Raw genomic sequence first — 26160 nt, forward strand, 5'->3', positions numbered from 1 at the left:
TCCCGCACTTATCCGGCACGCCGGTGCTGTTTGGGACGAGATCGTTTCTCGACGTACATCCGCTCGTCGGCTGATTTCAAGACTTCGTCCGCCGTCATGCCGCAGTGCGCCCATCCGATGCCGAAACTGGCGCCGACGCGCATCGCGCGGCCGTCGACCCGGATCGGCTGGATGATCTCGTTGCGCAGGCGTACGGCGAGGTCCTGGGCGTCGGCGCGGCCGAGGCCGTCGGCGAGGACGACGAACTCGTCACCGCCGAGCCGCGCGACCGTGTCGCCGTCGCGCACGCCCCGGCTGAGCCGCCGGGCGACCTCGATGAGGACGGCGTCGCCCGCGTTGTGCCCGAACCGGTCGTTGATCGACTTGAACCCGTCGAGGTCGCAGAAGAGCACCGCGAGCCCCTTGGTCCCGTCGTCCCGCTCGCTCTCGGGGGCGACGGTGTGCACATGGTGGTCGAAGGCGTCGTACGGGCCGCTGGAGGCCGTGAAGTCGAAGGAACGCCCGCCGACCGCGTCGAACGAGGGATGCTGCTGGCCCTGCTGTGCCGCGTTCGAGGTGTGTGCGGGGTGCGCGGGGTGCTCCGTGGCGCCGTAACCCCCGAATTCGCCGTGCTCCCCGTACTCGCCGCGCTCGATCCGCTCTGGGAACTGTCCGAAGGCCGCGTCCATCGAGTCGGCCACCGAACCGGCCGGGAGGGCGGACTGGGGGCGCTGGCAGAGGCGGGAGGAGAGGCGGGAGCGGAGCTCCGCGGAGTTCGGCAGGCCGGTGAGGGCGTCGTGCGAGGCGCGGTGGGCGAGCTGGAGCTCGCGGCGCTTGCGCTCCTCGATGTCCTCGACGTGGGTGAGCAGGAAGCGGGGTCCGTCGGCGGCGTCCGCCACGACGGAGTTGCGCAGGCTGACCCAGACGTATGTGCCGTCGCGCCGACCCAGGCGCAGCTCGGCGCGCCCGCCCTCGGCGGAGGTACGGAGCAGGGTGCCTATGTCCTCGGGGTGCACGAGGTCGGAGAAGGCGTACCGGCGCATGGCGGAGGCGGGGCGGCCGAGGAGGCGGCAGAGCGCGTCGTTGGTCCGCAGGATGCGGCCCTGCTGGTCGCCGCCCATCTCGGCGATGGCCATGCCGGAGGGGGCGTACTCGAAGGCCTGCCGGAAGGATTCCTCACTGGCCCGCAGCGCCTGCTGCTCCCTTTCGAGCCTGACCAGTGCGCGTTGCATATTCGCACGTAGACGCGCGTTGCTGATCGCGATGGCGGCCTGGAAGGCGTACATCTGGAGCGCCTCGCGGCCCCATGCGCCCGGTCGGCGGCCGTTGCGCGGCCGGTCCACGGAGATCACGCCGAGCAGCTCACCGCAGGCGGAGCCGGAGACGCCCGGGGTGTACATCGGCGCGAAGAGCCGGTCGGAGGGGTGCCACTCGTCCTCGAAACGGGGGGCGGGGCCGTCGGTGTACCACTGCGGTACGTCGTCCTCGTCGAGGACCCAGCCCTCGGTGTGCGGTATGAACCGCAGGTCGCCCCAGGCCTCGCCCATGTTCAGCCGGCGGTCCCAGGAGGCCCGGGAGCCGACGCGGCCGGTGATCAGGGCTTCGGCGGCGGAGTTCCCGGAGAGGGCGGCGACGACCAGGTCGCCGTCCGGGCGGACGAGGTTGACGCACGCCAGCTCGTAGCCAAGGCCGCTGACCACACCGTCGGCGACGGTCTGCAGTGTGTCGGCCAGACTGCGCGCGGTGTTCGTGTCAGCCATCACCTTGTGCAGCTGCCGCAGGGTCGTCAGACGGACATAGGGTTCCGACTCGGTTTCCATTCGCCCTCCCCCCGAGATCTCGTGGCAGCTCCGATACCCGACGTAACTCGTAGGCTTACTGGCGCTTACAGCTACGACTTACAGTCTGCAGCGTCCCCGCCACTGAATCACAGCGCGGAGCCCACTCGGTACACAGGGTCAACAAAATATGGCTCCTGTGACTCAAGTCACAACAGAAGATGAGCAATTGAGTGGAGTTTATGCGTTTCCCTCGTGCGCCTCTTGAACGGAATTCAGAACTCTGTGTAGGCACTGTGAGCAGGTCCGATCGAAGGTTTGCGGTGCGAACGATCGGGATTTGCGGCGGGGATGACCGGGGGCTCACGGCGAGGGCGACGACAGGTCGGCGACGCGTGGGCGACGGGTCGGCAACAGGCCGGGGACGGGTCGGCGACGCGTCGGGGACGGGTCGCCGACGGGCTGTCCGTCGGAGGTCCTAGGTCCGGATTCAGGCTTGGGACCGATGTGGTGCGCGGTGGCTGGAGACTAGCGTTTCCGGCGTGCTGAAGACGCCACCCGCCCAGTCCGGCCCGCCCACCCAGCCCGTCCCGTCGGTCCCGTCCGCCCCTTCCATCCCCTCCGCCCCCTCCGCTCCGGCCGCTCCGGCCGCCGACGGGCATGCTGTGGGGGTGAGCGAAGACGAGTTCCGCGCCGCCCTGTCCCGGCTGGCCGCGGGCGTGGTCCTGGTGACCGCGCACGAGCCGCCCCTGGACCCCGAGGGGCCGCGCGGCGAGGACGTCGGCATGACGGCCACGTCCTTCATGTCCGTCTCCCTGGACCCGCCCCTGGTGATGGTGAGCCTGCGCGAGGGTTCCCGGATGGACGACCTCCTCGCCGAACAGCCGCTGTGGGCGGTCTCCCTGCTTGGCGAGGATCAGCGGCACATCGCCGGCCGCTTCGCCATGAAGGGCCGCGTCAGCGACCGTCTGCTGTTCCAGGACCTCGCGCACGGGCGCGGCGAGGCCACCGGCGCGCCTCTCATCACCGACGCCCTCGCCACACTGGAGTGCCGCACCGAGCAGCGGGTGACCGCCGGCGACCACACCCTCGTCATCGGCCGGGTGCTGCGGGCGACGGCGCCGGGGGCGGCGGACAGGGGGCCGTTGGCGTATTTCCGGGGTCGGTACCGGCAGTTGGGTTAGCGACAGCTACGGGTGTTGCCGGGCGCGGCAAATGCTCCCGGTGTCACTCCGTGCCCCTCACGCCCAACCCCGCCCCGACCTTCCCCGCTTGGTCTCGGAGCGCGCCTTCTTCTCCCGCAGCCGCCGCTCGTTGATCCCCTTCGGGATACGGGTCGCCCGGCGCGGCCGCGGCGGCGGAGCGGTGGCCTCCGCGAGCAGCGCGGCGAGCCGCACGGCGGCGGTCTCCCGGTTTCGCCACTGGGAACGGTGCTCGGAGGAGCGGACGCTGACGACCCCGTCGACGAGTCGCGCGGCGAGCCGCTCCAGGGCCCGCTGCTTCCACACCTCGGGCAGGGCCTCGGTGGCGGCGAGGTCGAACCGCAGCTCGACCTGCGAGTCGCTGGTGTTGACGTGCTGCCCGCCGGGCCCGGAGGAGCGGGAGAAACGCCACATGAGCTCGGCCTCGGGAAGCGAGACGGAGCCACGGATGACGTAGGGACCGGACATGACGTACATCTTCCCGGTCGTGACCGGTCCGCGTCACGTGAATATCGCCGCGGGCGCAGGTCGGCGACGAAGGCGGGTCGGGTAAAGAGAGTAAAGCCACCTGGAACCCTGGCTACCCCTCTCGGCGTTCTTAGAGGTGTAGCTTCGTCGTACGCAACGAGGGAAGGACTCCCAACCATGGCTGTAAGCCTGTCCAAGGGTGGCAACGTCTCGCTCACCAAGGAGGCTCCGGGCCTGACCGCCGTCACCGTGGGCCTCGGCTGGGACGTCCGCACGACCACGGGCACCGACTTCGACCTGGACGCCTCCGCGATCGCGGTGAACGGCCAGGGCAAGGTCTACTCGGACGCCCACTTCGTCTTCTTCAACAACAAGCAGACCCCGGACCAGACGATCGTCCACACGGGCGACAACCGCACGGGCGAGGGCGCGGGCGACGACGAGGCGATCAACGTCAACCTGGCGGGTCTCCCGGCCGACATCGACAAGATCGTCTTCCCGGTCTCCATCTACGACGCCGAGAACCGCTCGCAGAACTTCGGCCAGGTCCGCAACGCCTACATCCGCATCCTCAACCAGGCCGGCGGCGCCGAGATCGCCCGCTACGACCTGTCGGAGGACGCGGCCACGGAGACGGCGATGGTCTTCGGCGAGCTCTACCGCAACGGCGCGGAGTGGAAGTTCCGCGCGGTCGGCCAGGGCTACGCGTCGGGCCTGGTGGGCATCGCGCAGGACTTCGGCGTCAACGTCTGAGCCGTCAGCGCTGTACGCGCAGCACGAAGCCCTCGGCCGCGCATCGGCCGGGGGCTTCGGTCGTCCAGAGGTCCCGGCGATCCTGGTGGTCCCGGAGGTCCTGGTGGTCCCGGAGGTCCTGGTGGTCCCGGAGGTCCTGGTGGTCCTGGTGGTCCCGGTGATCCCGGTGATCCCGGTGGTCCCGGTGATCCCGGAGGTGGTCCTGTCGGCTAGTCCGTGACGAACTGCCATTCCTGGGCGCCGGTGGTGTTGCAGGTCCACTGCTGGATCTTGGCGCCGTCGGCGACGTTGGCGTTCAGGACGTCCACGCACTTGTCGACGAGCCGCGACCGCACCTGGCTCCAGCCGATGCCGGTCGACACCGTTCTCCAGCGCTGGGCGGGGGTTCCGTCGCAGGTCCACTGCCGGATCTGAGCGCCGTTCTCCGTCGAGCCGCCGCTGACCTCCAGACACTTGCCGCTCTTCTTGTTCACGAAGTTGTAGTAGCCGCTGCCGACAGGCACCGACGTCCACCTCTGCCCGTCCACGTCCTTGCACTTGTACTGCTGGACGACGGCTCCGTCGTCCACCGACTGGTTCTTGACGTCCCAGCACTTGTCGCTGTTCTTGTTGACCACGTGGAAGTAGCTCTCGGCGGCGAGGCTCCCGACGGCGGGTCGGGAATCGGCCTCGGCAGCCTGGGCTCCGGTGACCCCGGACGCCCCCGCCATCAGTGCGGCTGTGGCCGCGAAGATCAGTCCCGCTCGCCTGCGTCGGCTGGTCATGGCTCTCCCCTTTCACGGACGGCGCGAATCCGCGTCCCGCCCTCTGAATTGACATGTACTGTGTCGCCAACGCTGGCGGTACGACCTGAAAGCGAGCTGACCTCTCGCTGAAACCGCCAGGTCACAAGGGGGTTTCATGCAGGTCCGGTTACTCGGACCGCTGGACGTCGTCGTGCAGGGGGAGCCGCGCCCGTTGTCCGGGTTACGGCGCAAGGCGGTCCTCGCGGTGCTCGCGCTGCACGCGGGCGGCATCGTCAGTACGGACCGTCTGATCGAGCTGGTGTGGAGCGGGCGGCCCACCGGGATCAACACCGTGCAGAGCCATGTGTCCGCTCTGCGCCGGGTGCCCGGCAGCCGTTCGGCGATCACCGCCCGTTCACCCGGCTATGTGCTGGAGCTGGACACGGACGCCGGTGCCGCCGAGCGGCTGGTGCGGAGAGCGCGGCACTCCGCCGACCCGGCCACGGGCGCCGCGCTGCTGCGGTCCGCGCTGGCGCTGTGGCGGGGACGACCGTTGGTGGACGTGGCCGAAGTGCCCTGGCTCGCCGAGCAGGCCGACCGGCTCACTGGGCTCGAGTCGGAGGCCCGGCGGGCGCTGGCCGACGCCCGACTGGCGCTCGGCGAGCACACGCAGGTGCTGCCGGAGTTACGGGACACCGCCGACCAGCACCCGTTCGACGAGCGGGTCCAGGGGCAGCTGGTGTTGGCGCTGTACCGCTCCGGGCGCCAGGCCGACGCGCTCGCGGTCCTGCGCGCCGTACGCGCCCGGCTGGCCACGGAGCTGGGCATCGATCCGGGGCCCGGGCTCCGGGAGTTGGAAGCAGCGGTGCTGCGTCAGGATCCTTCGCTGGTGGGGCCGGCGGGGGTGGCGGTGGATGTGCGGGGTGGGGGCGCGTCCGGTTCCGGGCGAGTCGTGGTCGATTCCGGGCGAGCCGTATCCGATCCGGCGCGAGCCGTGCCGACCTCCTCTTCCCCCTGCCGCCACCTCTACGTCGCGAGCCGTGCCGACTTCCTCTTCCTCTTCCTCTGCCGCGCGAGCCGTGCCGACTTCCTCTTCCCCTGCCGCCACCTCTACGTCGCGGGCCGTGCCTGTGCCCGTCTCCGTCTCTGTCTCTGTCTCTGTCTCCGCGCGAGTCGCGTCCGGCGGCCAGAACCCACCCTCGGTGGGCCGGGCCCAGGAACTGGCCGTCCTGGACGGACTGCTGGCCGACATCGCACCCTCACCCTCCCCCTCCGTCCCCTCCCCCTCCGTCCCCTCCCCCTCCGTCCCCTCCCCCTTCCTGGTGGTCACCGGAGATCCGGGCATCGGCAAGACGCGGCTGCTCACCGAGCTGGCGCGCCGGGCGCACTCGGCGGGCCGGGCGGTTCTGTGGGGCCAGGCGACGGAGTTCGAGCAGCAGGTGCCGTTCGGGATCGTCACCGACGCGCTCGCCGACCTGGGGCCGGAGAGCCTGAGGGCCCTGTCCGACGAGGACGTGGACCTGCTCCGCGGCGTCCTGCCCGTACTGCCCGTACTGCCGGGAGCGGCCGCGGCGGTCGCCGCCCGGCGGGAGGGGCTGGGCGCGGAACGGTACCGGCTGCACCGCGCCGTACGCGCCCTGCTGGAGGCGCTGGCCGGCCCTGCGGGCCTGGTGCTCGTGCTCGACGACATGCACTGGGCCGACCAGGGCTCTGTCGAGTTGCTGGACCACCTCCTGCGCCACCCTCCGCGCGGACGGGTGCTGGTGGCCGTGTCGTACCGGCCGCGCCAGCTGTCCGGCCGATTACGGCAGGGCCTCGGGCGGGCCCTGAAGGACGGCGTCGTCGAGTCGATCGACCTCGGCCCGCTCAGTCCCGACGCCGTCGACGCGCTGCTGCCCGCCCGGCTGGACGGAACCCGGCGATGCGGCGTCCACGAAGCGGGCCGGGGAAACCCGTTCTACGTCCTCGCCCTGGCCGGCACCGGGACGGCCGACCCCGACGCGACGGGCGGCGAGGAACTGCCCGCGCGGGTGCGGGCCGCGCTCGCCGCCGAGCTGGACGCCCTCGCCGAGCCCGAGTTGCTGGTGGCCCGGTCGGCGGCCGTGGCGGCGGACACCGCCGAACCCGGACTGGTGGCGCACACGGCCGACCTGGGCATCGACGACGTACTTCACCGCGGCCGCCGACCCCATCGCCACCGGCCAGGCCCACCTCCTCACCGGCCACGCCCACAACGCCCTGAGCAACCCCAACGACGCCCGCACGGCTTTCCGCAGAGCACGCGTACTGCTCGACGGCTGCGGCGCACACTTGTTCGCACTCAAGGCGCTGAGCGAGGAGCATCCTGTCGGGTAGTTCGCGGGGGCGGGGGCGTCACCTCGAACAGGACGGCCCAGCTCGGGCTCCGCCCGGTCGGGCGAGGCGAACTCGCCGACGTCGCCCGCCTGTTGGTGTCCGAGCTGGTGACGAACGTCAACCAAGCCCGTCCCACCGAAACCGGCGCACCCGCCCCTCCGCACCCGCGCCTCCGCACCCGCGCCCGTGCCTCCGCAGCCGCAGCCGCAGCCGCAGCCGCAGCCGCATGCCGAGAACGGCCGGGGGCTGCTCCTGCTGGACGGGCTCGCCCGGGAGTGGGGCGTGGGCCGGGGCTCCCCGCACGGGCATCCCGCCCCCGACAAGCGCGTCTGGTTCGAGCTGCGGGACGCCAACTGGACCGGGTGTGGGCGATAACGTGCGCCGCATGCTGCTCCTGGAACCCCTCCGCACCACCGACGACGCCCCCCTCCTCGCCGAGCTCACCGCCCTGCACGCCTCCAACCGCGACTTCTACTCCCTCAGCGGTGACTTCCCGGACGCCGACGACATCCGGCCGGAGCAGGTCGCGGCGGTGATGGAGGAGGAGTTGGCGCATCCGGACGTGGAGGTGCTCGTCGCGCGTGACGAGGGGCGCGTGGTCGGGCTGGTCATCACCCTCGCGCACCACCCCGATCCCGCCGATCCCGATCCCTGGATCGGGCTGCTGATCGTGGATGCCGAGGAGCAACGCAAAGGGTATGGGCGGGAGTTGGCGCGACGCGTCGAGGAGCGGTTCCGGCTGGGCGGCCGGGACGGCGTACGGCTCGCCGTGCTCGACAACAACCCCCGAGGGCTCGCCTTCTGGACCACCCTCGGGTACGAGGTCGTCGACCGCCGGGCCGATCTGCGGATGGGGCGGCCGTGCAGTGTGCTGCGGAAGGCGCTGCGGAGCGCATGAGGCGCCTCAGGGGCTGCTCGGCTTGCCCTCCCCGTACAGCCACTCCTTCCAGATCACGTCGAAGTCCTCGTCCGGGGCCTTCTCCTCCACGTACTTCGTGAAGTCGGCCGTGCTCGCGTTGCCGTGCCGGTGGGTGGCGGCCCAGCCCCGGATGATGTCGTAGAACGTGTCGTCGCCGACCGTTTCGCGGATCTTGTGCAGGACCATGGCACCCCGCTCGTACACCGGACTGTCGGAGATGCGCGCCGCGCTCGGCGGGTCGGCGGGCGGGAAGTCCCAGACGGCCTCGCTCGACTCCGTGTCGGAGAAGTAGTCGCCCTCGTACACCGCGTCGAAGGTGTCCTGCGCGCTGTCGCCGTCGTGGTCCTCCTGCCACAGCCACTCGGCGTACGTGGCGAAGCCCTCGTTGAGCCACATGTCCCGCCAGGACTCGGGGGTGACGGAGTCGCCGTACCACTGGTGGGCCAGTTCGTGGACGAGGAGGGAGATGTCGGGGGCACCGGGGAAGACCGGGCGGTTCTGGGTCTCCAGGGCGTAGCCCACCGCCTCGGGGCGGTCGACGATCACGCCGGTGGAGGTGAAGGGGTACGCACCGAAGTTGTCCTCCGCCCACTCCATGACTTCGGGGATCCGGTCGAGGACCTTGCGGCTGTCCTGCACCTGGGAGGGGTCCACGGCCACGTACACCGGCAGACCGTCGTCCGTGGTGGAGGTGCGGATGACGTACGGGCCGATCGCGACCGTCGCGAGATAGCTCGCCATGGGCTGGGCCGTGTGCCAGGTCGTGGTCACGCCCCCGCTCCTCGACTTCCCCTCACTCCTCAGCTCTCCGTTGGAGACCGCCCGTACGCCCTCGGGCACGGTGACCGTGATGTCGTACGTCGCCTTGTCGGAGGGGTGGTGGTTGCCGGGGAACCAGGTCATGGAGCCGGTGGGTTCGCCGAGCGCGAGGACGCCGTGGCCCTCGTCGTCGTCCCCCGTGCGCAGCCAGCCCTCCTCCGAGCCGTCCGGGTCGGTGATCGTCTTCGGTGAGCCGGAGTAGCGAACGGTCGTGCGGAAGGTCTTGTCCTTGGTCAGGCCCGCCGCCGGGCGGACGGTCAGCTCCTGGCCCGCCCGGTTCCAGCGGGCGGGCGCGCCGTCGACCTTGACCCCGTCGACCTTCAGGCCCTTCAGGTCGAGGTTGAAGGCGCTGAGGTTCTGCTCCGCCCGTGCGGTGATCACCGCCTCGGCCTTCAGGTCGTTGTCGTCGGGGTCGTAGTCGAGGGTCAGGGCGTAGTGGGTGACGTCGTAGCCGCCGTTGCCCATCTTCGGGAAGTACGGGTCCTTGAGGCCGGCGGCGCCGGAGGTGCCGTGGGCTCCGCCGGTGTCGCCGCGGTCGCCGCCGTCGCCGGTGCAGGCGGTGAGGGTGAGGGTGAAGGTGAGGGTCAAGGCGAGCAAGGCGGCGGGGGCAAAGGGCACGGGTCGGGACACGGCGGAGATCCTATGAGGAGGGGTTCGGCGCGGCAGGGGCCTCGGGTGATGCCCTGGGGTTGGCTCCCTTGAAGAAGAGGAGCGGATCCACCACGGCACGGTTGCTCGGCACGGTTCCTCGGCACGGTTGCTTGCACGGCTCGACGGCACTGTTCCTTGGCACGGGTTCCTTGGCACGGGTTCCTTGGCACAGGTTCCTTGGCGCGGGTTCCTTCGAGCGGAGCGGGGTCGCGGGCATGACACCATCCCTACGTGCTCGACATCGGCTACGCCCTCTCCAACCGCTTCCCGGACCCGCCCCAGACCGACTACCGCCGCGCGGACGTCTACGCGCTACGGCACGACCTGTTCTGCGGGGACGTCTACCTCGCCGACACCAAGGCGGACCGGGAACTGTCCACAGCCTGGGGATGGGTGCCGGTACTGGACTTCGCGTGGGCGTTGTGCGACATCGTGGAGCAAGTGGACCGGGATCCGCGCGGCAGCCGGGCCGCCGTGCCCCAGCGGGCGGAGCTGGACTTCACCGAGTCCACGGACCGGATGCTTTTCGAGCGGCGGTTCGGCTGGGTGGACATCGAGTCGGACTGGATGCCGACCGACGAACCCCCGCTCACCTTCTCCCACTCCGAACTGCGCCGTGAGGCCCGGGACTTCCTGCACGACCTGATCGCCGACCTCGTCGACCTGCACGACGACCTGGGCGAGAACCCCGCGATCTGGTCACTCCAGGCCCGCTTTCCTCGTGTTTCGTAGGCCGGGTGCCTGGGCTGTAGGTCTGGGGGCGCGTCGGCTGTCGTAGGGCTGGGGTGGACACCGACCGCCATAGGCCCCGGGGGCACGCCGACCGCCGTGGCCCCGAGGGCAAGTCGGCCGCGGTAGGCCCCGGGGTGCACGCCAACCGCCATAGGCCCCGGGGGCACCACGCTGCCTGCCCGCAGGCCCGGAAAGCGCGCCCCCTACCGCCGAAGCCCGCCAAGAACCACCCTCACCTCACGCCTCCACCCGAATCCCCATCTCCGCCGCCAACACCGGCCCCAGATCCACCAGCTGAGCCGCACTGATCACCGCCCCCGCCAGCCGGTCCACCCCCCTCGCGATCTCCAGGGAAGCAACCCCTCTCAGGTCCACATCGGTCAGGCTCGCCCCGCTGAGGTCCGCCCCCTTCAGCACACAGCCGGGGAACTCGACCCGTTCGAGCCGCGCCCCCGCGAAGTCCGGCTCCACCAGCACGCAGTCCTCGAAGACGACGTCCTTCAGCCTCGCCTCACGCAGGTTGAGGTAGTCGATCTTGCCGCCCCGCACCACGACCCGCTCCAACACGGCCCCGTGCAACTGCACACCGCCGAGCCGGGCGTCGACCAGCTCCACATCGCGCAAGGTCGCCTCGGCCAGGTTCGTGCCGACCCCTCGTATCCCCGTGAGGACCGAGTCGAGCACCCGGACCCGGCTCAGCCGCGTCTCGTCCACCGCGCACCCCACCAGCACGCAGTCCATGAACCGGGCGCCCCCGCCGTCCTGCCCGACGAAGTCCTCCTCCCGGAACTCCAGCCCGTCATAGTCCCCGTCCGGCTCCAACTCCCCGCCCCCGTACGGCTCCAGGGCAGGCAGCCGCACCTCGGGCCGCCGCGCCGCCTTCACCCCCGCCGCACCAGCCATACCCACCACACCCGCCGCACCCGACCTGGTCCTCGCCATGCCCCCATCCTGCACCCCACCACTGACAACCACCCCGAACCACACCCCTGACCTGCGAAAACACGCCTCCCCAGCCCCGATGTCACATTCCGACCCCCTCCACCAGTCGTACTCACCGAAAGGCGCCCCACCCGAAGACGACCCACCCGAAGACGACTGACCCGAAGACGACGCGACCGAGAGCAACCCATCTGAAGGGACCCCACCCATGCACCGCCCCCTCGCCCCCATCCCCGCCCCCACGCCCGTCACCGTCATCGGCGGCGGCCTCGCCGGCCTCACCGCCGCCATCACCGCCGCCGAAGCGGGCGCCAAGGTCACCCTGTACGAGGCGCACCACACCCTCGGCGGCCGGGCCCGTACGGCCGAGGGGCCGTACCGGACGAACGAGGGCCCGCACGCGCTCTACAGGAGCGGCCCCCACTGGACCTGGCTCAGCCAACGCGATCTGATCGGCCCGCTCGCACCCCTCCCACTCCTCGAAGCCACCCGTCTGCGCTTCCACCACAAGGGCACCCTCCGCCGCACCCCACCCCTCGCCGTACTCAAGCTCACCCACCCCCTCTCCCCTCTCACCCACCAACCCGCCCCCACGGACACCGACTTCCTCACCTGGGCCACCGAACGCGTGGGCGAGGACGCGGCCCGTGCCGCCGCGAACTTCTCGGCCGTGGCGCTGTTCCACCACGACCCGGGCTCCCTCTCCGCCGCCTTCGTGCGGGAACGGCTGCGCCGGGCCGCGTCGCTGCCCCCGGAGGCGCGCTATCCGCGCGGCGGCTGGGCGAGCGTCGTCGACCGGATGGCGGCCCGCGCCTGGAACCTCGGCGTCCGCATGGAGACCCTCGCCCGCGTCGACAGCCTCGCCGCCATCCCCAACGGCCACCGAGGACCCGTCGTCGTCGCCACCTCCCTCGACTCCGCCCGCCGCCTCCTCCGTGACGACTCCCTGACCTGGCCGAGCGGCCGTACCGCGCTCATCGACCTCGCCGTACGCACCCGCAGGGGCGACGCGTTCGCCGTCTCCGACCTCGACGCGCCCGGCTGGATCGAACGCGGGGGTCTGGGGGTGTCCCCCAGAAAACACAGCACGGCCCAGGACCACACCCTCGCCCCGGCCGGCGAGCAACTGCTCCAGGGGCAGTTCCCGATCGCGCCGCACGAGTCCCGGGCGGACGGCATCACCCGCGCCGAACGCCTGCTCGACCTCGGCTTCCCCGGCTGGCGCGAGCGCGTCACCTGGCGCCGCGAGGCGACCTCGAACGGTCGTACGGGCGCGGTAGATCTGCCCGGCACCAGCTGGCGAGACCGGCCGGCCGTGGACCGCGGCGACGGCGTCTACCTCGCGGGCGACCAGGTCGCGGCGCCCGGCCTGCTCTCGGAGGTGTCGTTCAACAGCGCCCTGGCGGCGGTGTCACTGGCCCTGGGCCCCGCCGGCAGACGAGCACGGCGAGCACTTGACCTCAAGCAAGGTTGAGGCCGGAGGCTGGGTTCACCACAGCGGATCCCGCCGATCACCGCGGCGGATCTCACCGATTGACCGCGCCGGATCTCACGCATTCACCGCGTCGGATCTCACGCATTCACCGCGGCGGATCCCGGCGATCACCGCAGCGGACGCCATCCGCCAAACCGCACCGAGGAGCCCTCCATGCACGCCATCCGCCTGCACACCTTCGGCCCGGCCGAGAACCTCGCCTATGAGCAGGTCGAGGACCCCCGGCCGGGCCCCGGCCAGGTCCGTGTCGCCGTCGCCGCGGCGGGCGTACATCTGCTGGACACGGCCCTGCGGGAGGGCCACCAGGGGCCGGGGCCGACCCCCCGGCTGCCCACGGTCCCCGGCCGCGAGGTCGCCGGAGTCGTCGACGCCCTCGGCGAGGGCACCCCGGACGGCTGGCTCGGCAAGCGGGTCGTCGCCCACCTCGGCTTCGCCCCCGGCGGCTACGCCGAACTCGCCGTCACGGACGCCGCCCGCCTCCACGAGATCCCCGACAACCTCGACTTCGCCGAGGCCGTCGCCATGATCGGCACCGGCCGTACGGTGATGGGCATCCTGCAGTTCGCCGAGCCGGGCCCGGCCGACGTGGTCGTGATCCCGGCCGCCGCCGGCGGCATCGGCACCCTCCTCGTGCAGTACGCCAGGAACGCGGGCGCCACGGTCGTCGGCCTCGCCGGCGGCCCCGAGAAGACGGCACGGGTCGCGGCGAACGGCGCCGACCTCGCCGTCGACTACGCGGACCCGGCCTGGCCGGAGAAGCTCGCCCCGTACCGGGGCAAGGTCACGGTCGTCTACGACGGCGTCGGCGGCACGGCGGCCCGCGAGTCCGTCGCCCTCCTCGCCCCCGGCGGCAAGCACCTCGTCTTCGGCTGGTCGGCGGCGGGCATCCAGGGCGGCGAACCGTATGTCGTCGAAGGCGTCTCGGAGTCCGTCCTCGGCGAGGAGATGCGGCGCCGGGCGGGCGGCCCCGACCCCATCCGCACCCTCGAACTCCGCGCCCTCGCCGAAGCCGCCGCCGGCCGCCTCACCCCGGCCGTCCACCGCTTCCCTCTCGCCGAGGCGGCCACCGCCCACCGGGCGCTGGAGAACCGCGGCACGACAGGAAAGGTGGTACTGGAACCGTGACGGCACGAACCACGACCACACGACTCGGGGCCGGATCGCGGACCTGGTCGGCCGCAAGCGCATGTTCGTAACCGGTTTAACCGGTTTCGCCGCCGCCTGCGCACCGGGTGGCGCGGCACCGGCCTCGCCTTCCTCCCCCTCCCGGTCGCGATCACCCTCTGCTGGCCCCAGGTCTCGGCCCGCCTGCCGCACCACGTACCACCGCGCGCCCTCCTCATCCCGGGCAGAAATGACCCGGCCCCGTCAGTGCCGCCCAGCCACCCGATCCGCCACCCTCGCCAACCGCGACGACCCCACACTCCGCAGCTCCAGCTCACGTCGGTCAGCCGTGCGGTACGTCGCGTACATCCCGTGCACCCCCAGCCAACGGAACGGCTCCGGTTCCCACTTGCGGACCCGGTGGTTCACCCACGGCAACGAGGTCAGTTCCGTGTCCCCGGCCTGCCCGGAGTCCCGCTGGACCAGGTCGCGCAGGGTGCGCGCGGCCAGGTTCGTGGTCGCCACGCCCGAGCCGACGTAACCGCCCGCCCAGCCGAGCCCGGTCGCACGGTCCAGCGTCACCGTCGCACACCAGTCGCGGGGCACCCCGAGAACACCGGACCAGGCGTGCGCCACCCGCACACCCGCGAGGGAGGGAAAGAAGCGGACGAGGATCTCGTGCAGCGCCTCGATCGTCGAGGCCTGCGTACGACCGTCGTTGTCCGTCCGCGAACCGAAGCGGTACGGGACGCCGCGGCCGCCGAGCGCGATGCGGTCGTCGGCGGTGCGCTGGGCGTACATGTACGCGTGGGCCATGTCGCCGAGGGTCTCGCGGCCCTCCCAGCCGATGGACTCCCACTGGGCGGGGGTGAGGGGTTCCGTCGCGATCATCGAGGAGTTCATGGGGAGCCAGGTGCGCTTCTGGCCACTGAGGTTCGCCGTGAAGCCTTCCGTGCAGCGCAGGATGTACGGGGCACGGACCGTACCGTACGGCGTGACCGCGGCCCTGGGACGGATCTCCGTGACGGGGGTCGACTCATGCACGGTGACACCGAGGGACTCGACGACCGCCGCCAGCCCCGTCACCAGCTTCACCGGGTTCAGCCGGGCCCCGTGCGGCGTCCACGTCGAGCCCACGGCGTCCGCGACCCTGATCCGCTCAGCCGTCTCCCGGGCGCCGTACAGCTCACGCTCGTCCTCCCCGTACGACAGCTCGTGCTCGTGGAACGCCTTGAGCCGCGCCAACTGGGCGGGCGTGTACGCGACTTCGAGCACCCCGCCCCGATGGATGTCCGCGTCGACGCCCTCCTCCCCGGCCACCCGCACGACCTCGTCGACCGTGTCGTTCATGGCCTGCTGGAGGCGGACGGCGGCCTCGTGGCCGTGCAGCTTCGCATAGCGGTCGCGGCCCGCGACACCGTTGTAGAGCCAGCCGCCGTTACGACCGGAGGCGCCGTAGCCACAGAACTTCTGTTCCAGGACGGTGATCCGGAGGGAGGGGGCCGCCTTCTTCAGGTAGTACGCCGTCCACAGGCCCGTGTAGCCACCGCCGACGATCACCACGTCGGCGGACGCGTCGCCGGAAAGGGGCTCCCTGGGGGCGGGGAGGCCGACCTGGGCGTACCAGAAGGAGATACCACCGTTGATGGTCGCGTCCGTGCTGCTCATGGGGCGGACGGTACCCCCGGCGGCGAGGCCTGTCTCCTTCGGATTTCGTGGTTCTCAACGGTCTCGGGGAGGCGAAAATCCGAAGAAGTACGGGCGCGCGTGCCCGTACTGTCGACCGCATGATCCGTGTGCCGGAGGAACTGGCCCAGACTCAGGAAGAGATCAACGGAAAGGCGGGCCGGGAATTCATCGCGAATCTCCCGCGCATGGCCGCCGCGTTCCTGGCCCGATGGGGGCTGCGCCTGGACGGCCCGCCGATGCACGGCATGTGCGCCCTGGTCCTGCCGGTGGTCCGCACCGCCGACGGCACCCCCGCCGTGCTCAAACTGCAGATCCTCGACGAGGAGAGCGAGGGCGAGCCGGTCGCCCTGCGCATCTGGGGCGGCGACGGGGCCGTACGGCTCCTGGAGTACGACGACGAGACGGGCACCATGCTGCTCGAACGCCTCGACGAGTCACGCATGTTGACGTACGAGCCGGACACCCGCGAGGCCGTGCTCGTCATCGCGCGGCTACTGGCCCACCTCACCTCCGTACCGGCGCCGGAGGGCATGCGGCGCCTCGGCGACATCGCGGCGGACATGCTGGCCCGCACCCCACCCGTCCTCAAGCGGATCGCGGACCCCGCCGAGCGCCACCTGATCGCGGACTGCGCGGCGGCCGTACGAGAGGTCATGGACGAGCCCGGCGACCGCCTCCTCCACTGGGACCTGCACTTCGACAACGTCCTCGCCACCGACCGCGCCCCCTGGCTGGCCATCGACCCCAAGCCACTGGCCGGCGACCCGGGCTTCGACCTGTGGCCGGCCCTGGACAACCGCTTCGAGCCGACCGAGGTGCTCTGGCGCTTCGACGCGATGACGGAGGTACTGGCACTGGACCGCCGACGGGCACTCGCCTGGACGCTCGGCCGCGTGCTCCAGAACGCGATCTGGGCCGTGGAGGAAGGCCACACACTCCACCCGGACGACCTGGAAATCGCCCACCGCCTACGCACCGGCTGAGACCGGAAAGCTGAAAACTGAGAGCCCCCTGTCGGATTCGAACCGACGACCTACGCACAAGTTGTCCGATCTTGGTCCGGGGGTGTCTGTGGGAGTCCGCGAGACGGGCTCATGGCCTGGTGAGAGAGGGTTCGCGGACCTTGGCGGACGGCAGTGGACGGTGCCGGACCAGGCGGCAAGTGAGACTGCGACTGAGACCACCGGTCTCTGGATGAGCAGCGGGGGCACACGGCCCTCATCGGGCACGAGACCTCTTCGTCCCGAAGCAACTTGGGCGAGTGTTCGGCCTTGGGCTGGTGTGCCGCGTACCTGCGCTGACGGTCCACTGGCGTTCGCGTCCGTCCGTCGTTGTCCGCTGGCGTTGTACGCAGTTAGACACTCACCTGAGGGTGGCGCGGACTCCCGCGGGGCCTGCCTTCCGGGACCGAGCACGCCAAGCGCGCCGAGTGTGAGGCATGCGGTACCAAAGAGGAAGAACCACCTATAGCTATCGCGGCTGCTCCGAGCTTCCTAGGGCCTGTGTGATGTCGTGATCAATCGGCTGCCTTCAGCAGGTCGTTGATCCAGATCATGGAAGCGCGGAGGTGAAGGCCGGTGAGGTAGCTCTCGGGCGTCTTGTCACATCGAGTCGCGATGCCCCGCCAGTCCTTCAGCTTGTTGATCAGGCGCTCGACGGTGTTCTGCTCCTTGTAGAGATCAGCGTCGTGGCGTGTGGGCCGGCCGCCCCGGCTGCCTTTCTTCTTTCGGTTGGCGGCCTGGTCCTTCTTCTCCGGGATGACTGCCTTGACGTTGCGTTTCCGCAGGTAAGAGCGGTTAGCGCGGAATGAGTGGGCCTTGTCCGCGGCGACAGCGTCAGGCCGGGTCCGGGGACGGCCGACAGGCAGACGGACCCGCACCTTCTGCAGCACGGGGACGAACTGCGGGCTGTCGGCGGCCTGTCCTGCGGTCAGGACGAAGGACAACGGACGGCACTTGCGGTCCGCAGCAAGATGAACCTTGCTCGTCAGCCGCCACGGGATCTGCCGAGCAGGGCCTGGTTCAAGCGGAGTTTGCGCCGTCGCCTGATGTGCCGGCGCTCTTCCCGCTCGGGGCCGTCGCTTGCGTCCTGTCCGTTCTGTTCTGGCGGGCCGCCCCCTTTTGTCTGGCCCGCTCCTGTTCGGCGGCGGCTTCCTCAAGGGCGTCCATGACCTCCTTGCTGACCAGGGACAAGTCCATCTTCCCCTGGCGGGCGGCCTCCGCGATTACGCCTTCCAGCAATGCAGTGAAGACGCCGGCGTCCCTCCAGACCCGGAAGCGGCCGTAGACCGCCGGCCATGGGCCGAACTCGCACGGTATCTCCCGCCACTGACTGCTGGTGCGGAACCGCCAGATCACCCCCCTCGAACTGCTCCCGCAGCCCCTCGGGTTGCGGGCCGTACTCGCCTATCGGCAGGAACGGCTCGATCAACTTCCACTGCTTGTTGGTGAGTTGCCTGCGCGTCACACCAGCGTCCTACCGGATCCAGCCCCCGTACAGGACCGGAATCCGAAGAACGATCACAACATCACACAGGCCCTAGCGCGGGATGCCGCCAATCGCGATAAGCACTACAAGAAGGAGAAGACCGGAATGAAAGCCAATCGCGATCTTGCAACCTTCTGTGAAGTGCCCCCGGCGGGGCTGCGAGATGCCGGTGAGTCCAGGGTGCCGCCGCGCCTGGTGAAGATGTACGGGTCCCAGACGTCCTTGCGGCGCTCCGACTCCGGGTGGCCCCCAGCGGGTCAGCCAGACCGGCTGGGGGTCCGCACCACGCTGCGCATCCCCCTGGTGCACTCGATTTCGCCGGGTCCGCGAACGCCTTTGGGCTCGGTGCACCGTCAGCACTCAGCCGGTCACACAGCGGGCGCATGAGGTGCTACCAGGTCTTGGAACCTGCCCCAGTGACCCGCAGACCGTAGAGGAGTGGCCTTCCACCGCAGGTGGTGGGCCTTGCAAGAGCAGGCCCGCGCGTACTGACGCTGCCGGTGGCAGACCTCGACGTCGCACTCGCCGAGGTTCTCACGGGGCTTGACGGCGGGGTGGCGCACGAACTCCTCCAGCGGCGGCTTGAACGTATCCACCGCTGGCGGTGGTGCGCGTCGCACAGCGCCGTCCTCGATGACTTCCACGGGCGTTGGCACTCGGGCACCCGGCACGGCTGCTGACGCACGCCGAGCATGCGGCCCTTGGCGACCTGGATGAAGCCTTCGTCACGCCCTCGGCCTTCGGCCTTCGGAGGGGTGCTCGCTCCAGCACGGTCGATCACATCGGCCGAGGGAAACCGGCTCGCGTCGTCAACACCGCGCGGCGGCGGCCACCCGGTCCCGGAACCAGCGGTGGGCCGGGTCGTACACCCACCGCGGAGACCACGCCATCGCGATGACGAAGGGCGGGGCAAGAGATTCGGGGACCCGGGCGGGGCGCGTTCCCGTCGACCCGCACCACGCGTCTGCCAGCCGCCGGGGCACGAGCGCGGTGAGATCCGCACCCGCCACCAGCGGGAACAGTTCCACGAAGCTCTCCACCCGCACGGCGATCGACCCGGCGATGCCCTCCCTCTCCAGCAGCTGGCCCGGCGACCATGGCATCAACGGCGCGTCGTAGCAGACGGCCCACCGTGCCTGCTCGAGATCGTCGTCCTCGGACTGCCGCGTCGCGCTCACGATGCGCACCCACTGGTCCTCGTAGAGGTCGAGCGACGGCGTCCCGTCCGGGAGCGCGACCCGTGGCACGATCACGGCATCATGCCTGTCGATCTCCTCGACGATCCCCGCCCGCATGTCGTTCGTGAGCAGATCCAGGCGGATACGTGCACCGGAGTCGTGCGCCGTGACTTCGCGCACCAGTGGCGTGGCGAGCGCGCTGCATTCGGCGTCGGAGAGCAGCAGGGAGAACTCACGGTCGAGCGACCCCGGTTGCAGGCCGGCGTTGGCCGCGAAGACGCCGTCGAGTTCCGCGGCCAGCAGTGAGACCCGATCGCGCAGGCGCTCGGCCAGCAGCGTGAGCTGGGTTCCCTGGCCCGGGACTCGGACCAGCAGTTCATCGCCGAAGTGCCTTCGCAGTCGCTTGAGCGCCGCGCTGCAGGCCGGTTGGGAGAGGCCGATACGGTGCGCCGCGGCCGTCACGCTCCGCTCCTGGAGCAGCGCGTTCAACGGCACGAGCAGATTCAGATCGAGACCCATCCCGCTCCACCTTCATCCATGTCGTGAATGAAACCCATAGAAAAGTTCCACTGTACAGATGTTTTGGTCGCGATGACACTGGAACAGCGGCTGTACGGCCCTGGTGAGGGCGCCCGGCCGAGACGGATCGAGCATCGTGAGCGAGTCAGAGAGGACACGCGCATGCACCATTCCCTGGACATCCCGGTGGGGGAGATCACTCTTCGCGGCAGGCTCTACCTTCCCGAGGACGCGACAGGGCCGGTGCCCGTCGTGATCGCCCATGAAGGCATCGGGAGCGTCGCGGAGATAGGCTTCCCCTACGCGCATCTGTTCACGGACGCGGGTCTCGGCGTCGCCTTCTACGACCACCGCGGACTCGGCCACAGCGACGGCGAACCCCGACAGCAGATCGACCCGTGGCAGTTCGCCCGCGACATGCGGCATGTCATCACGCATCTCAGCCTCCGTGACGACGTCGATCCGGCGAGGATCGCTGTCTGGGGGTTCAGCCTGGGCGGCATGGTCGGCATGTTCGCCGCCGCGACCGACACCCGCCCAGCCGCTGTCGTCTCCGTCGTACCGCCGGTCAGCGGATGGTCGGCGCGCAAGCTGTTCCCGCCAGCCGAGCTCGCCGGCCTGGATGCCGCCATCGTCGCTGATCGCCTCGGTCAGAGTCGCGGCGAGCCCCCGGTCGTCCTGCAGACCAGCGGCCACCGTACGCCGGACGGCCCTCCCGTCATGTTCACGGACCCGGAGGGTCTCGAGTTCCTCAAGCGGTTCGACGGCGTGAGCAGCTGGCGCAACGAGCTGACACTGTCGTCGCTGGACCATGTGTTCGAGATGGAGGTCACCGCGTACGCGGAGCGCATCACGGCGCCGGTTTTGATGGTGCTCGCCGATGGCGACACCGTTGCCCCGGTGGAGGACGCACGCGAGATGTTCAAGCGGATCACAGCCCCCAAGGAACTCGTCGAGTATCCCGGGCAGCACTACGGCATCCTGGTCGACCATTTCGAGGAGATCGTCTCGCGCACCACGTCCTGGCTGGCGAAGACCCTCGTGTGATGCCCTTCGCCCGCTGATGCGCCAGGCGCGGATCAGCGACCCCCGCCGCCCGGCCTGCGCCCCCTGTCGCAGAGACTGTGGCCGTGGCGCTCAAGGACTCGTCCGCGCGGTCCGCCGGCGGGGGCGAAGTCCCCGACCTGTTCGCCCTCACCCGCGAGCAGCTCCTTGAACCGGGAGCCGATGGGCGAGACCAGCACCGACGGCCTCCTCACAGCCGCTGTCACGGGGGCTGTGCGTGCTCGGGGTCCGCGGCACGGGCCGCTCCATGTCCCGCCGCACAGCCCGCCGCTTCGCCACCATGGGCCGTATCCGCGCCGCCGACACGGACGCGATGCAGCAGGTCGAGGGCATCGGCACCGAGAAGGCGCCCGCCATCGTCGCCGAACACGCCGGCCTCGCCCCGCTCATCGACAAACTCGCCGCGGCCGGGGTGAACATGACCGATCCCGGCGCCATCAACGCCCCTTCCCCTGGCGGCCGTTGGCCAGGACATGCGCACTGACCGTCTTCGGTGCCGTCCTCTGGAGGGCGGCCGACCGGCCGCGGCTCGTCGGCCGGACCGTCCAGCCGCCGCTTGACGAAGCGGGCCCGCCAGCGGTTCGCCGAGGCCTCGCTCCCACCGAGTTCGGCCGCCGACTGCTCGTCCTTTCCGCCCTCCGCGCACCGCGGCACGATCCTCGCGCGCGGAGCCAGGAACTGCGCGGTCTTCGCGCGCCTCGCCCAACGCGTCAGCTGAGCCCGTTCGTCATCGCTGGAGCCAGCTCCGACTTACGCCGCCACACGTGTGTCGGCTTCCCGTCCGCGCACGCCAGGACGATGCGTGCCCGCTCGACGAGACCGGGCACCACCACCCCCGCCGGACCAGCACAGCAACTCGACGCGCTGCTCATCGGAGCGCACAAGTTCGACGGCACGAGGAACCCGGGACATGAAAACAGGCCACAGATCCAAAGCCCGCGAGTTCAGGCGCATCACACAAGGGGATCGACTTTCCCGGCTCTTGTCGGCCAGGGCTCCTGGCGTCACAGCAGAGACGCGTATTGCTTCCCGACCGATGGTCGTAGCTCGGCGTGCAGGCGCTGGTACGTAGCGGCCGACCGTCGGGCGGGCCACTGCGGGCCGAGGTACTTCTCGGGCAGGCCCGGATCCGTGCGCAGGAGATCGATCCAGTCGTTGGTCAGCGATAGCAGTTGCGGCAGGGCGTCCGCCTGATCGGACTCGGCGTTCTCCCACCGGGTGAGGAAGTCGTCGTGGGCGGCCCGTAGGACGTCCAGGTCCCATGCCCTGGCGACCAGTTGGTCGGTGGGGACGGGGAAGCTGGGGCTGCCCTGGAATGCGTGGGCCAGGGCGAGGTCTTCGGCCGGGAGGAGGTCGACGAGGAGGGGGCGGACGTCAATACGGCCGGGCGCGATCCACAGGTTGGGTTGCAGGGAGCCGAATCCGGCCCATGCCAGACGCGGCAGGAGGTGGTAGCGGGCGTTTCGCAGCCGCGTCGGCAGCGGGCAGCTCAGCACGGTCCAGATGTCGTCGGCGCGTTCGAAGGGCGCGGGGCTGGTCAGGCGTGCCCTGCCTTGTGTGACCAGGCGTTCCCCTTCGTCGGTCGGCGCGAAGACCGTGGCGCGGCCGTCCTTGCGACGGGTGAGCAGACCTCGATGGGCCATCCGGTTCAAGGTGGCGCGGGTGGCAGCCTCGCTGACGCCTATCCGGCCCAGCACGGAGACGAATGTCCTGCTGGGAAGCGCCGGGACCATTCCGTCCGTCGCGTACTGGGACGCGAACCCGAGGACGCTGAGCACCAGGTCCTGAGGCCTGGAAGAGGGCGCGTCCGTCTCTTTCACCTGTTCCACCGCCTCAGGCTACGCCCACAAGCCGATCCTAGACAATCGTTGGCAATTATGCGAAGAATTGTCTAAAGTCAGGGTGGGTCGAACGGCGCCCCCGCCACCGACGGCGGATCATCCGCACCGGCCGCACTCACGACTCCGGCCTACCGCTGACCGTCGTATCGCGCGAGAGGCCCATCGGGCAGATGGAGGCCCGGCCCCCTCTTCCGAATGCATGGCAAACCCGCTGAGAGAGGAATTCAGTTCTGTGAGCACAGACCACGCACGTCCTTCCGATCCGCGAGACCAGGACCATCTCGGAGTCGAGGTGCTCTACCGGTCGGCGAATTCTCCGGAGAACCTGCCCCCGGAGGAAGCCCAGACGCCGTTCCAGCCGGGCACCACCGTGTTCCCCAAGGGATCCGTGAACGACGAGGGTGCTCTTCCCCTGCCGGTCGACATCCGGCTCGACCGCGACGTCGCCATCCCCCTGACCGACGGCACGACGCTCTTCGGCGACATCTACCGGCCCACCACCGACGAGAAGGTCCCGGTGATCCTGGTATGGACGCCTTACACCAAGAACGGCGGCTGGGCCAACCACAACATGCAGGCACACAAGTTCGGTACCCCACGTGACCATCTGTCGGGACTCCAGGCGTTCGAGGCGCCCGACCCTGGTTACTGGGTCCAGTACGGTTACGCGATCGCCGTCGTGGACACCCGCGGCACCGGACACTCCGAAGGCGACCAGCTGTGGTGGGGCCGGGCCGCCGGACGTGACGTGTACGACACCATCGAGTGGCTCGGCACACAGGACTGGACCAACGGCAAGGTCGGCATGGCCGGCAACTCGCAGCTCGCCATCCTCCAGTGGTTCGCCGCCGCCGAGCAGCCCCCGCACCTGGGCGCCATCGCGCCCTGGGAGGGCCTGACGGACATGTACCGGGACGACACCGGGCGTGGCGGCATCCCGGACACCACGTTCCAGGACCGGGACATCATGGCCTATATCCACGGCAAGGCCCGTACCGAGGACTGCCCCGCGATGATGGCGGCACACCCGCTGATGAACGCCTACTGGGAGGACAAGCGGGCCCGCCTGGAGCAGATCGAGGTCCCGGCATACATCGTGGCGAGCTGGACCAACCCGCTGCACACCCGCGGCACGATGAAGGCGTTCCGGGAGATCTCCTCCAAGGACAAGTGGCTGCGCGTCCACAACGTGATGGAGTGGACCGACCTCGCCGACCTGGACAACGTCGCCGACCTGCGCCGCTTCTTCGACCGCTTCCTCAAGGGGCTCGACAACGGCTGGGAGGCCACGCCCAGGGTCCGCCTCTCGGTCCTCGACCCGGGCGGTGAGGACAAGGTCGGTCGTGCGGAGAACGAGTGGCCGCCGGCTCGCCAGCAGTGGCGCACCCTGCACCTCGACGCCTCGTCGAACACGCTCTCCGACAAGGCGCCGACACAGGAGTCGGTGGCCCGTTACCAGGGCGACGACCTCGAGTCCTCCGTGAAGTTCACCTACACGGCCCAGAAGGACACCGAGATCACCGGCCACCTCAACCTGCACCTGTGGGTGGAGACCGAGGACGCCGACGACGCCGACCTGTTCGCCGCGGTCTACAAGACCGACGCCCAGGGCCGGCGGCTGTACCACATCACGGTGACCGGCGAGCAGCGCGCGGGACTCGCCGCCGCGGCGGCGCAGGGGGTGCTGCTTCCCGCGATGCTGGCCTACTCCGGCCCGGTGGGCCGGATCCGCGCCTCCCACCGCGCTCTGGACCTGGAGCGTTCCACGCCGAGTGAACCGTACCTCCTGCACACCAGGGAGGACCTACTCACGCTCGGCGAGCCGGTGGCGGTCGAACTCGGCCTGTGGCCCACGTCGATGGTGCTGCACGCCGGAGAGACGTTGGTGGTGGAGATCGGCGGGCACCCGGTGGGCGACCTGGCCGCCGACGGCCCCCTGCCCGGCGGCGACCTCGACATCCCGACCCGCAACAAGGGCGCCTACCTGATCCGCACGGGCGGTGCCTACGATTCCCACCTGCTGCTGCCGGTGGTCCCCTAGACATCACCGCACCTCGCCCGACCGAAGAGCGTCCTATGGCATGCGGTCGGGCACCAGCAGCGGCGCGCCGGTCTTCGCCTGTACCTCTGTTCCGGTTGCTCCAGGACGAGGACACCTCACCCGGAACCTGTTGACGGCCCGGGCCACCACGGGCGGAACGGTGGCCGGCTCGTCCCACCTGACCGTCCTGCTCCTGGTGGCGAGAGCCTACTAGGGCCTGTGTGAACGTTGTGATTAGCCAGTTGCCTTCAGGAGGTCGTTGATCCAGATCATCGAGGCACGGAAATAAAGGCCGGCGAGGTAGCTCTCGGGCGTCTTGTCGTATCGAGTCGCGATACCGCGCCATGCCTTCAACTTGTTGATGAGCCGCTCGACGGTGTTCCGCTCCTTGTAAAGATCGCCGCCGTGGCGTGTGGGGCGGCCGCCCCGGCGGCCCTTCTTCTTCCGGTGGCGGACTGGTCCTTCTTCTCCGGGATGATTGCCTTGATGCCGCGTTTCCGCAGGTAAGAGCGGTTAGCGCGGGACGAGTAGGCCTTGTCCGCGGCGACAGCGTCGGGCCGGGTCCGAAAACGGCCGAGAGGCAGACGGACCCGCACCTTCTGCAACACGGGGACGAACTGCGGGCTGTCGGCGGCCTGTCCTGCGGTCAGGACGAGCGACAACGGACGGCACTTGCGGTCCGCGGCGAGATGAACCTTGCTCGTCAGCCCACCGCGAGATCTGCCGAGCAGAGCTTGGTTCAAGCGGAGCTTGCGCCGTCGCTTGATACGCCGCCGCTCTTCCCGCTCGGGGCCGTCCCTGCCGTCCCGTCCGTTCTGTTCTGGCGGGCCGCCCCCCTTTTGCCGGGCCCGCTCCTGCTCGGCGGCAGCTTCATCAAGGGCGTCCATAACCTCCTTGCCGATGCGCATCCCGGCGGCGTCGTGGTGGGCGCGGGCAGTGGTGGAGTCCACGCTGACCAGGGACAAGTCCGTCTGTCCCCGGCGGGCGGCCTCCGCGATCATGCCTGCCAGAAGAGCAGAGAAGACCCCGGTGTCCCGCCAGACACGAAAGCGGCCGTAGACCGTCGGCCACGGTCCGAACTCGGAGGGCATCTCGCGCCACTGGGCGCTGGACCGGAACCACCAGATCACCCCTTCGAACTGGTCTGGCAGCCGTTCGGGGTACGGACCGTACTCGCCTATCGGCAGATACGACTCGATGAACTCCCATTGCTCGTCGCTGAGTTGCCTACGTGTCACACCCAGCGTCCTACCAGGTCCTGCCCCGCAAGGGACCAAAACCCGAGATTGATCACGACTTCACACAGGCCCTAGCGCCGCTGAAACTCTTCCGGAAGCGAGGGTTGCGTGCTGATCTGCGCCCCTTCCACCACGCGCACCGCGGACCTGTCAGCCCTGAGACGACGGGACCTGCTTGTC

General features: G+C 70.1%; 21 protein-coding genes and 6 pseudogenes. 15 read left to right on the plus strand and 12 right to left on the minus strand.

The genetic code is table 11. The features are described from left to right. Nucleotides 1-8: 8 nt before the first annotated feature. On the minus strand, nt 9-1799 hold the full coding sequence (gene cdgB / locus SGFS_RS27225; RefSeq protein ID WP_286254168.1) for a diguanylate cyclase CdgB: 1791 nt from the start codon (nt 1797-1799) through the stop codon (nt 9-11). Nucleotides 1800-2302: 503 nt separating this feature from the next. On the opposite strand from cdgB, the gene SGFS_RS27230 reads away from it, so the two are divergent. Next, nucleotides 2303-2941 (plus strand): flavin reductase family protein, encoded by a 639-nt coding sequence (locus tag SGFS_RS27230; protein ID WP_434028214.1) that lies wholly within the window; start codon nt 2303-2305, stop codon nt 2939-2941. A 57-nt stretch (nt 2942-2998) separates the two neighbouring features. On the opposite strand, the gene arfB is transcribed toward SGFS_RS27230, so the two are convergent. Then, on the minus strand, nt 2999-3436 hold the full coding sequence (gene arfB, locus SGFS_RS27235) for an alternative ribosome rescue aminoacyl-tRNA hydrolase ArfB (RefSeq protein WP_286254169.1): 438 nt from the start codon (nt 3434-3436) through the stop codon (nt 2999-3001). Nucleotides 3437-3604: 168 nt separating this feature from the next. Between arfB and SGFS_RS27240 the strand changes: the two genes are divergently transcribed. Both SGFS_RS27240 and SGFS_RS27245 read left to right on the plus strand, forming a co-directional pair. Beyond that, entirely contained in the window at nt 3605-4180 is a 576-nt protein-coding gene (locus SGFS_RS27240; RefSeq protein ID WP_286254171.1) for a TerD family protein, read from the plus strand. An 85-nt stretch (nt 4181-4265) separates the two neighbouring features. Further along, entirely contained in the window at nt 4266-4400 is a 135-nt protein-coding gene (locus SGFS_RS27245) for a hypothetical protein (RefSeq protein ID WP_286254172.1), read from the plus strand. On the opposite strand, the gene SGFS_RS27250 is transcribed toward SGFS_RS27245, so the two are convergent. After that, entirely contained in the window at nt 4390-4944 is a 555-nt protein-coding gene (locus SGFS_RS27250) for an RICIN domain-containing protein (protein ID WP_286254173.1), read from the minus strand. The two genes, SGFS_RS27245 and SGFS_RS27250, sit on opposite strands and share 11 nt — an antisense overlap. A 136-nt stretch (nt 4945-5080) precedes the next feature. Between SGFS_RS27250 and SGFS_RS51475 the strand changes: the two are divergent. Both SGFS_RS51475 and SGFS_RS51480 read left to right on the plus strand, forming a co-directional pair. Further along, a pseudogene (locus tag SGFS_RS51475) lies at nt 5081-5716 on the plus strand (AfsR/SARP family transcriptional regulator); the annotation flags it as partial. A 103-nt stretch (nt 5717-5819) separates the two neighbouring features. After that, a pseudogene (locus SGFS_RS51480) lies at nt 5820-6611 on the plus strand (AAA family ATPase); the annotation flags it as partial. 96 nt (nt 6612-6707) lie between these two features. On the opposite strand, the gene SGFS_RS27270 reads toward SGFS_RS51480, so the two are convergent. Beyond that, nucleotides 6708-7103: a hypothetical protein gene (locus SGFS_RS27270; protein WP_286254179.1), complete on the minus strand. Its 396-nt coding sequence runs from the start codon at nt 7101-7103 to the stop codon at nt 6708-6710. 343 nt (nt 7104-7446) lie between these two features. On the opposite strand from SGFS_RS27270, the gene SGFS_RS27275 reads away from it, so the two are divergent. Continuing rightward, nucleotides 7447-7635, plus strand: coding sequence for a hypothetical protein (locus tag SGFS_RS27275; protein ID WP_286254180.1), 189 nt, complete (start codon nt 7447-7449; stop codon nt 7633-7635). A gap of 10 nt (nt 7636-7645) precedes the next feature. Further along, a complete protein-coding gene (locus SGFS_RS27280) occupies nt 7646-8158 on the plus strand; it encodes a GNAT family N-acetyltransferase (RefSeq protein WP_286254181.1) in 513 nt (170 codons plus the stop codon). A gap of 6 nt (nt 8159-8164) precedes the next feature. On the opposite strand, the gene SGFS_RS27285 is transcribed toward SGFS_RS27280, so the two are convergent. Then, entirely contained in the window at nt 8165-9628 is a 1464-nt protein-coding gene (locus SGFS_RS27285; RefSeq protein WP_286254183.1) for a M1 family metallopeptidase, read from the minus strand. Nucleotides 9629-9880: 252 nt separating this feature from the next. Between SGFS_RS27285 and SGFS_RS27290 the strand changes: the two genes are divergently transcribed. Next, nucleotides 9881-10381: a hypothetical protein gene (locus SGFS_RS27290; protein ID WP_286254184.1), complete on the plus strand. Its 501-nt coding sequence runs from the start codon at nt 9881-9883 to the stop codon at nt 10379-10381. A gap of 237 nt (nt 10382-10618) precedes the next feature. On the opposite strand, the gene SGFS_RS27295 is transcribed toward SGFS_RS27290, so the two are convergent. Further along, a complete protein-coding gene (locus tag SGFS_RS27295) occupies nt 10619-11323 on the minus strand; it encodes a pentapeptide repeat-containing protein (protein WP_286254185.1) in 705 nt (234 codons plus the stop codon). A gap of 208 nt (nt 11324-11531) precedes the next feature. On the opposite strand from SGFS_RS27295, the gene SGFS_RS27300 reads away from it, so the two are divergent. Both SGFS_RS27300 and SGFS_RS27305 read left to right on the plus strand, forming a co-directional pair. Next, nucleotides 11532-12797, plus strand: coding sequence for an NAD(P)-binding protein (locus SGFS_RS27300; RefSeq protein WP_286254187.1), 1266 nt, complete (start codon nt 11532-11534; stop codon nt 12795-12797). A 174-nt stretch (nt 12798-12971) separates the two neighbouring features. After that, nucleotides 12972-13943 carry a zinc-binding dehydrogenase gene (locus SGFS_RS27305; protein WP_286254188.1) on the plus strand — a complete coding sequence of 324 codons (972 nt, stop codon included), beginning with the start codon at nt 12972-12974 and terminating at the stop codon, nt 13941-13943. A 243-nt stretch (nt 13944-14186) separates the two neighbouring features. On the opposite strand, the gene SGFS_RS27310 is transcribed toward SGFS_RS27305, so the two are convergent. Beyond that, on the minus strand, nt 14187-15590 hold the full coding sequence (locus SGFS_RS27310; RefSeq protein ID WP_286254190.1) for an NAD(P)/FAD-dependent oxidoreductase: 1404 nt from the start codon (nt 15588-15590) through the stop codon (nt 14187-14189). A gap of 119 nt (nt 15591-15709) precedes the next feature. Between SGFS_RS27310 and SGFS_RS27315 the strand changes: the two genes are divergently transcribed. Continuing rightward, the gene (locus tag SGFS_RS27315) at nt 15710-16594 is read left to right on the plus strand and encodes an aminoglycoside phosphotransferase family protein (protein WP_286254192.1); all 885 of its coding nucleotides are present in this window, start codon (nt 15710-15712) and stop codon (nt 16592-16594) included. 533 nt (nt 16595-17127) lie between these two features. Here the strand turns inward: SGFS_RS27315 and SGFS_RS27320 are convergent. Continuing rightward, nucleotides 17128-18077 (minus strand): annotated as a pseudogene (locus tag SGFS_RS27320) (IS5 family transposase). Between the two features lie 521 nt (nt 18078-18598). On the opposite strand from SGFS_RS27320, the gene SGFS_RS27325 reads away from it, so the two are divergent. Beyond that, nucleotides 18599-18778: a hypothetical protein gene (locus SGFS_RS27325; protein ID WP_286254193.1), complete on the plus strand. Its 180-nt coding sequence runs from the start codon at nt 18599-18601 to the stop codon at nt 18776-18778. 129 nt (nt 18779-18907) lie between these two features. On the opposite strand, the gene SGFS_RS27330 is transcribed toward SGFS_RS27325, so the two are convergent. Next, entirely contained in the window at nt 18908-19795 is an 888-nt protein-coding gene (locus SGFS_RS27330) for a LysR family transcriptional regulator (protein WP_286254194.1), read from the minus strand. A gap of 162 nt (nt 19796-19957) precedes the next feature. On the opposite strand from SGFS_RS27330, the gene SGFS_RS27335 reads away from it, so the two are divergent. Both SGFS_RS27335 and SGFS_RS27340 read left to right on the plus strand, forming a co-directional pair. After that, nucleotides 19958-20842 (plus strand): alpha/beta hydrolase, encoded by an 885-nt coding sequence (locus tag SGFS_RS27335; RefSeq protein ID WP_286254195.1) that lies wholly within the window; start codon nt 19958-19960, stop codon nt 20840-20842. Nucleotides 20843-20967: 125 nt separating this feature from the next. Further along, nucleotides 20968-21314: pseudogene (locus tag SGFS_RS27340) on the plus strand (helix-hairpin-helix domain-containing protein); the annotation flags it as partial. 143 nt (nt 21315-21457) lie between these two features. Here the strand turns inward: SGFS_RS27340 and SGFS_RS51485 are convergent. Together SGFS_RS51485 and SGFS_RS27350 are read right to left on the minus strand one after the other, a co-directional pair. Then, nucleotides 21458-21514: pseudogene (locus tag SGFS_RS51485) on the minus strand (hypothetical protein); the annotation flags it as partial. Nucleotides 21515-21864: 350 nt separating this feature from the next. Next, nucleotides 21865-22689, minus strand: a complete 825-nt coding sequence (locus SGFS_RS27350) for a PaaX family transcriptional regulator (protein ID WP_286254199.1) — start codon at nt 22687-22689, stop codon at nt 21865-21867. A gap of 244 nt (nt 22690-22933) precedes the next feature. On the opposite strand from SGFS_RS27350, the gene SGFS_RS27355 reads away from it, so the two are divergent. Next, nucleotides 22934-24742 carry a CocE/NonD family hydrolase gene (locus tag SGFS_RS27355; RefSeq protein WP_286254200.1) on the plus strand — a complete coding sequence of 603 codons (1809 nt, stop codon included), beginning with the start codon at nt 22934-22936 and terminating at the stop codon, nt 24740-24742. 234 nt (nt 24743-24976) lie between these two features. On the opposite strand, the pseudogene SGFS_RS27360 reads toward SGFS_RS27355, so the two are convergent. Continuing rightward, nucleotides 24977-25980, minus strand: a pseudogene (locus tag SGFS_RS27360) (IS5 family transposase). Nucleotides 25981-26160 lie beyond the last annotated feature (180 nt).

This window comes from Streptomyces graminofaciens, assembly GCF_030294945.1.
Lineage (GTDB): Bacteria > Actinomycetota > Actinomycetes > Streptomycetales > Streptomycetaceae > Streptomyces > Streptomyces graminofaciens.

Coding starts and splice junctions, on each gene's coding strand:
- cdgB (WP_286254168.1), bottom strand. CDS start 1,799: ATGGAAACCGAGTCGGAACCCTATGTCCGTCTGACGACCCTGCGGCAG.
- arfB (WP_286254169.1), bottom strand. CDS start 3,436: ATGTACGTCATGTCCGGTCCCTACGTCATCCGTGGCTCCGTCTCGCTT.
- SGFS_RS27240 (WP_286254171.1), top strand. CDS start 3,605: ATGGCTGTAAGCCTGTCCAAGGGTGGCAACGTCTCGCTCACCAAGGAG.
- SGFS_RS27250 (WP_286254173.1), bottom strand. CDS start 4,944: ATGACCAGCCGACGCAGGCGAGCGGGACTGATCTTCGCGGCCACAGCC.
- SGFS_RS27280 (WP_286254181.1), top strand. CDS start 7,646: ATGCTGCTCCTGGAACCCCTCCGCACCACCGACGACGCCCCCCTCCTC.
- SGFS_RS27295 (WP_286254185.1), bottom strand. CDS start 11,323: ATGGCGAGGACCAGGTCGGGTGCGGCGGGTGTGGTGGGTATGGCTGGT.
- SGFS_RS27300 (WP_286254187.1), top strand. CDS start 11,532: ATGCACCGCCCCCTCGCCCCCATCCCCGCCCCCACGCCCGTCACCGTC.
- SGFS_RS27305 (WP_286254188.1), top strand. CDS start 12,972: ATGCACGCCATCCGCCTGCACACCTTCGGCCCGGCCGAGAACCTCGCC.
- SGFS_RS27310 (WP_286254190.1), bottom strand. CDS start 15,590: ATGAGCAGCACGGACGCGACCATCAACGGTGGTATCTCCTTCTGGTAC.
- SGFS_RS27315 (WP_286254192.1), top strand. CDS start 15,710: ATGATCCGTGTGCCGGAGGAACTGGCCCAGACTCAGGAAGAGATCAAC.
- SGFS_RS27330 (WP_286254194.1), bottom strand. CDS start 19,795: ATGGGTCTCGATCTGAATCTGCTCGTGCCGTTGAACGCGCTGCTCCAG.
- SGFS_RS27335 (WP_286254195.1), top strand. CDS start 19,958: ATGCACCATTCCCTGGACATCCCGGTGGGGGAGATCACTCTTCGCGGC.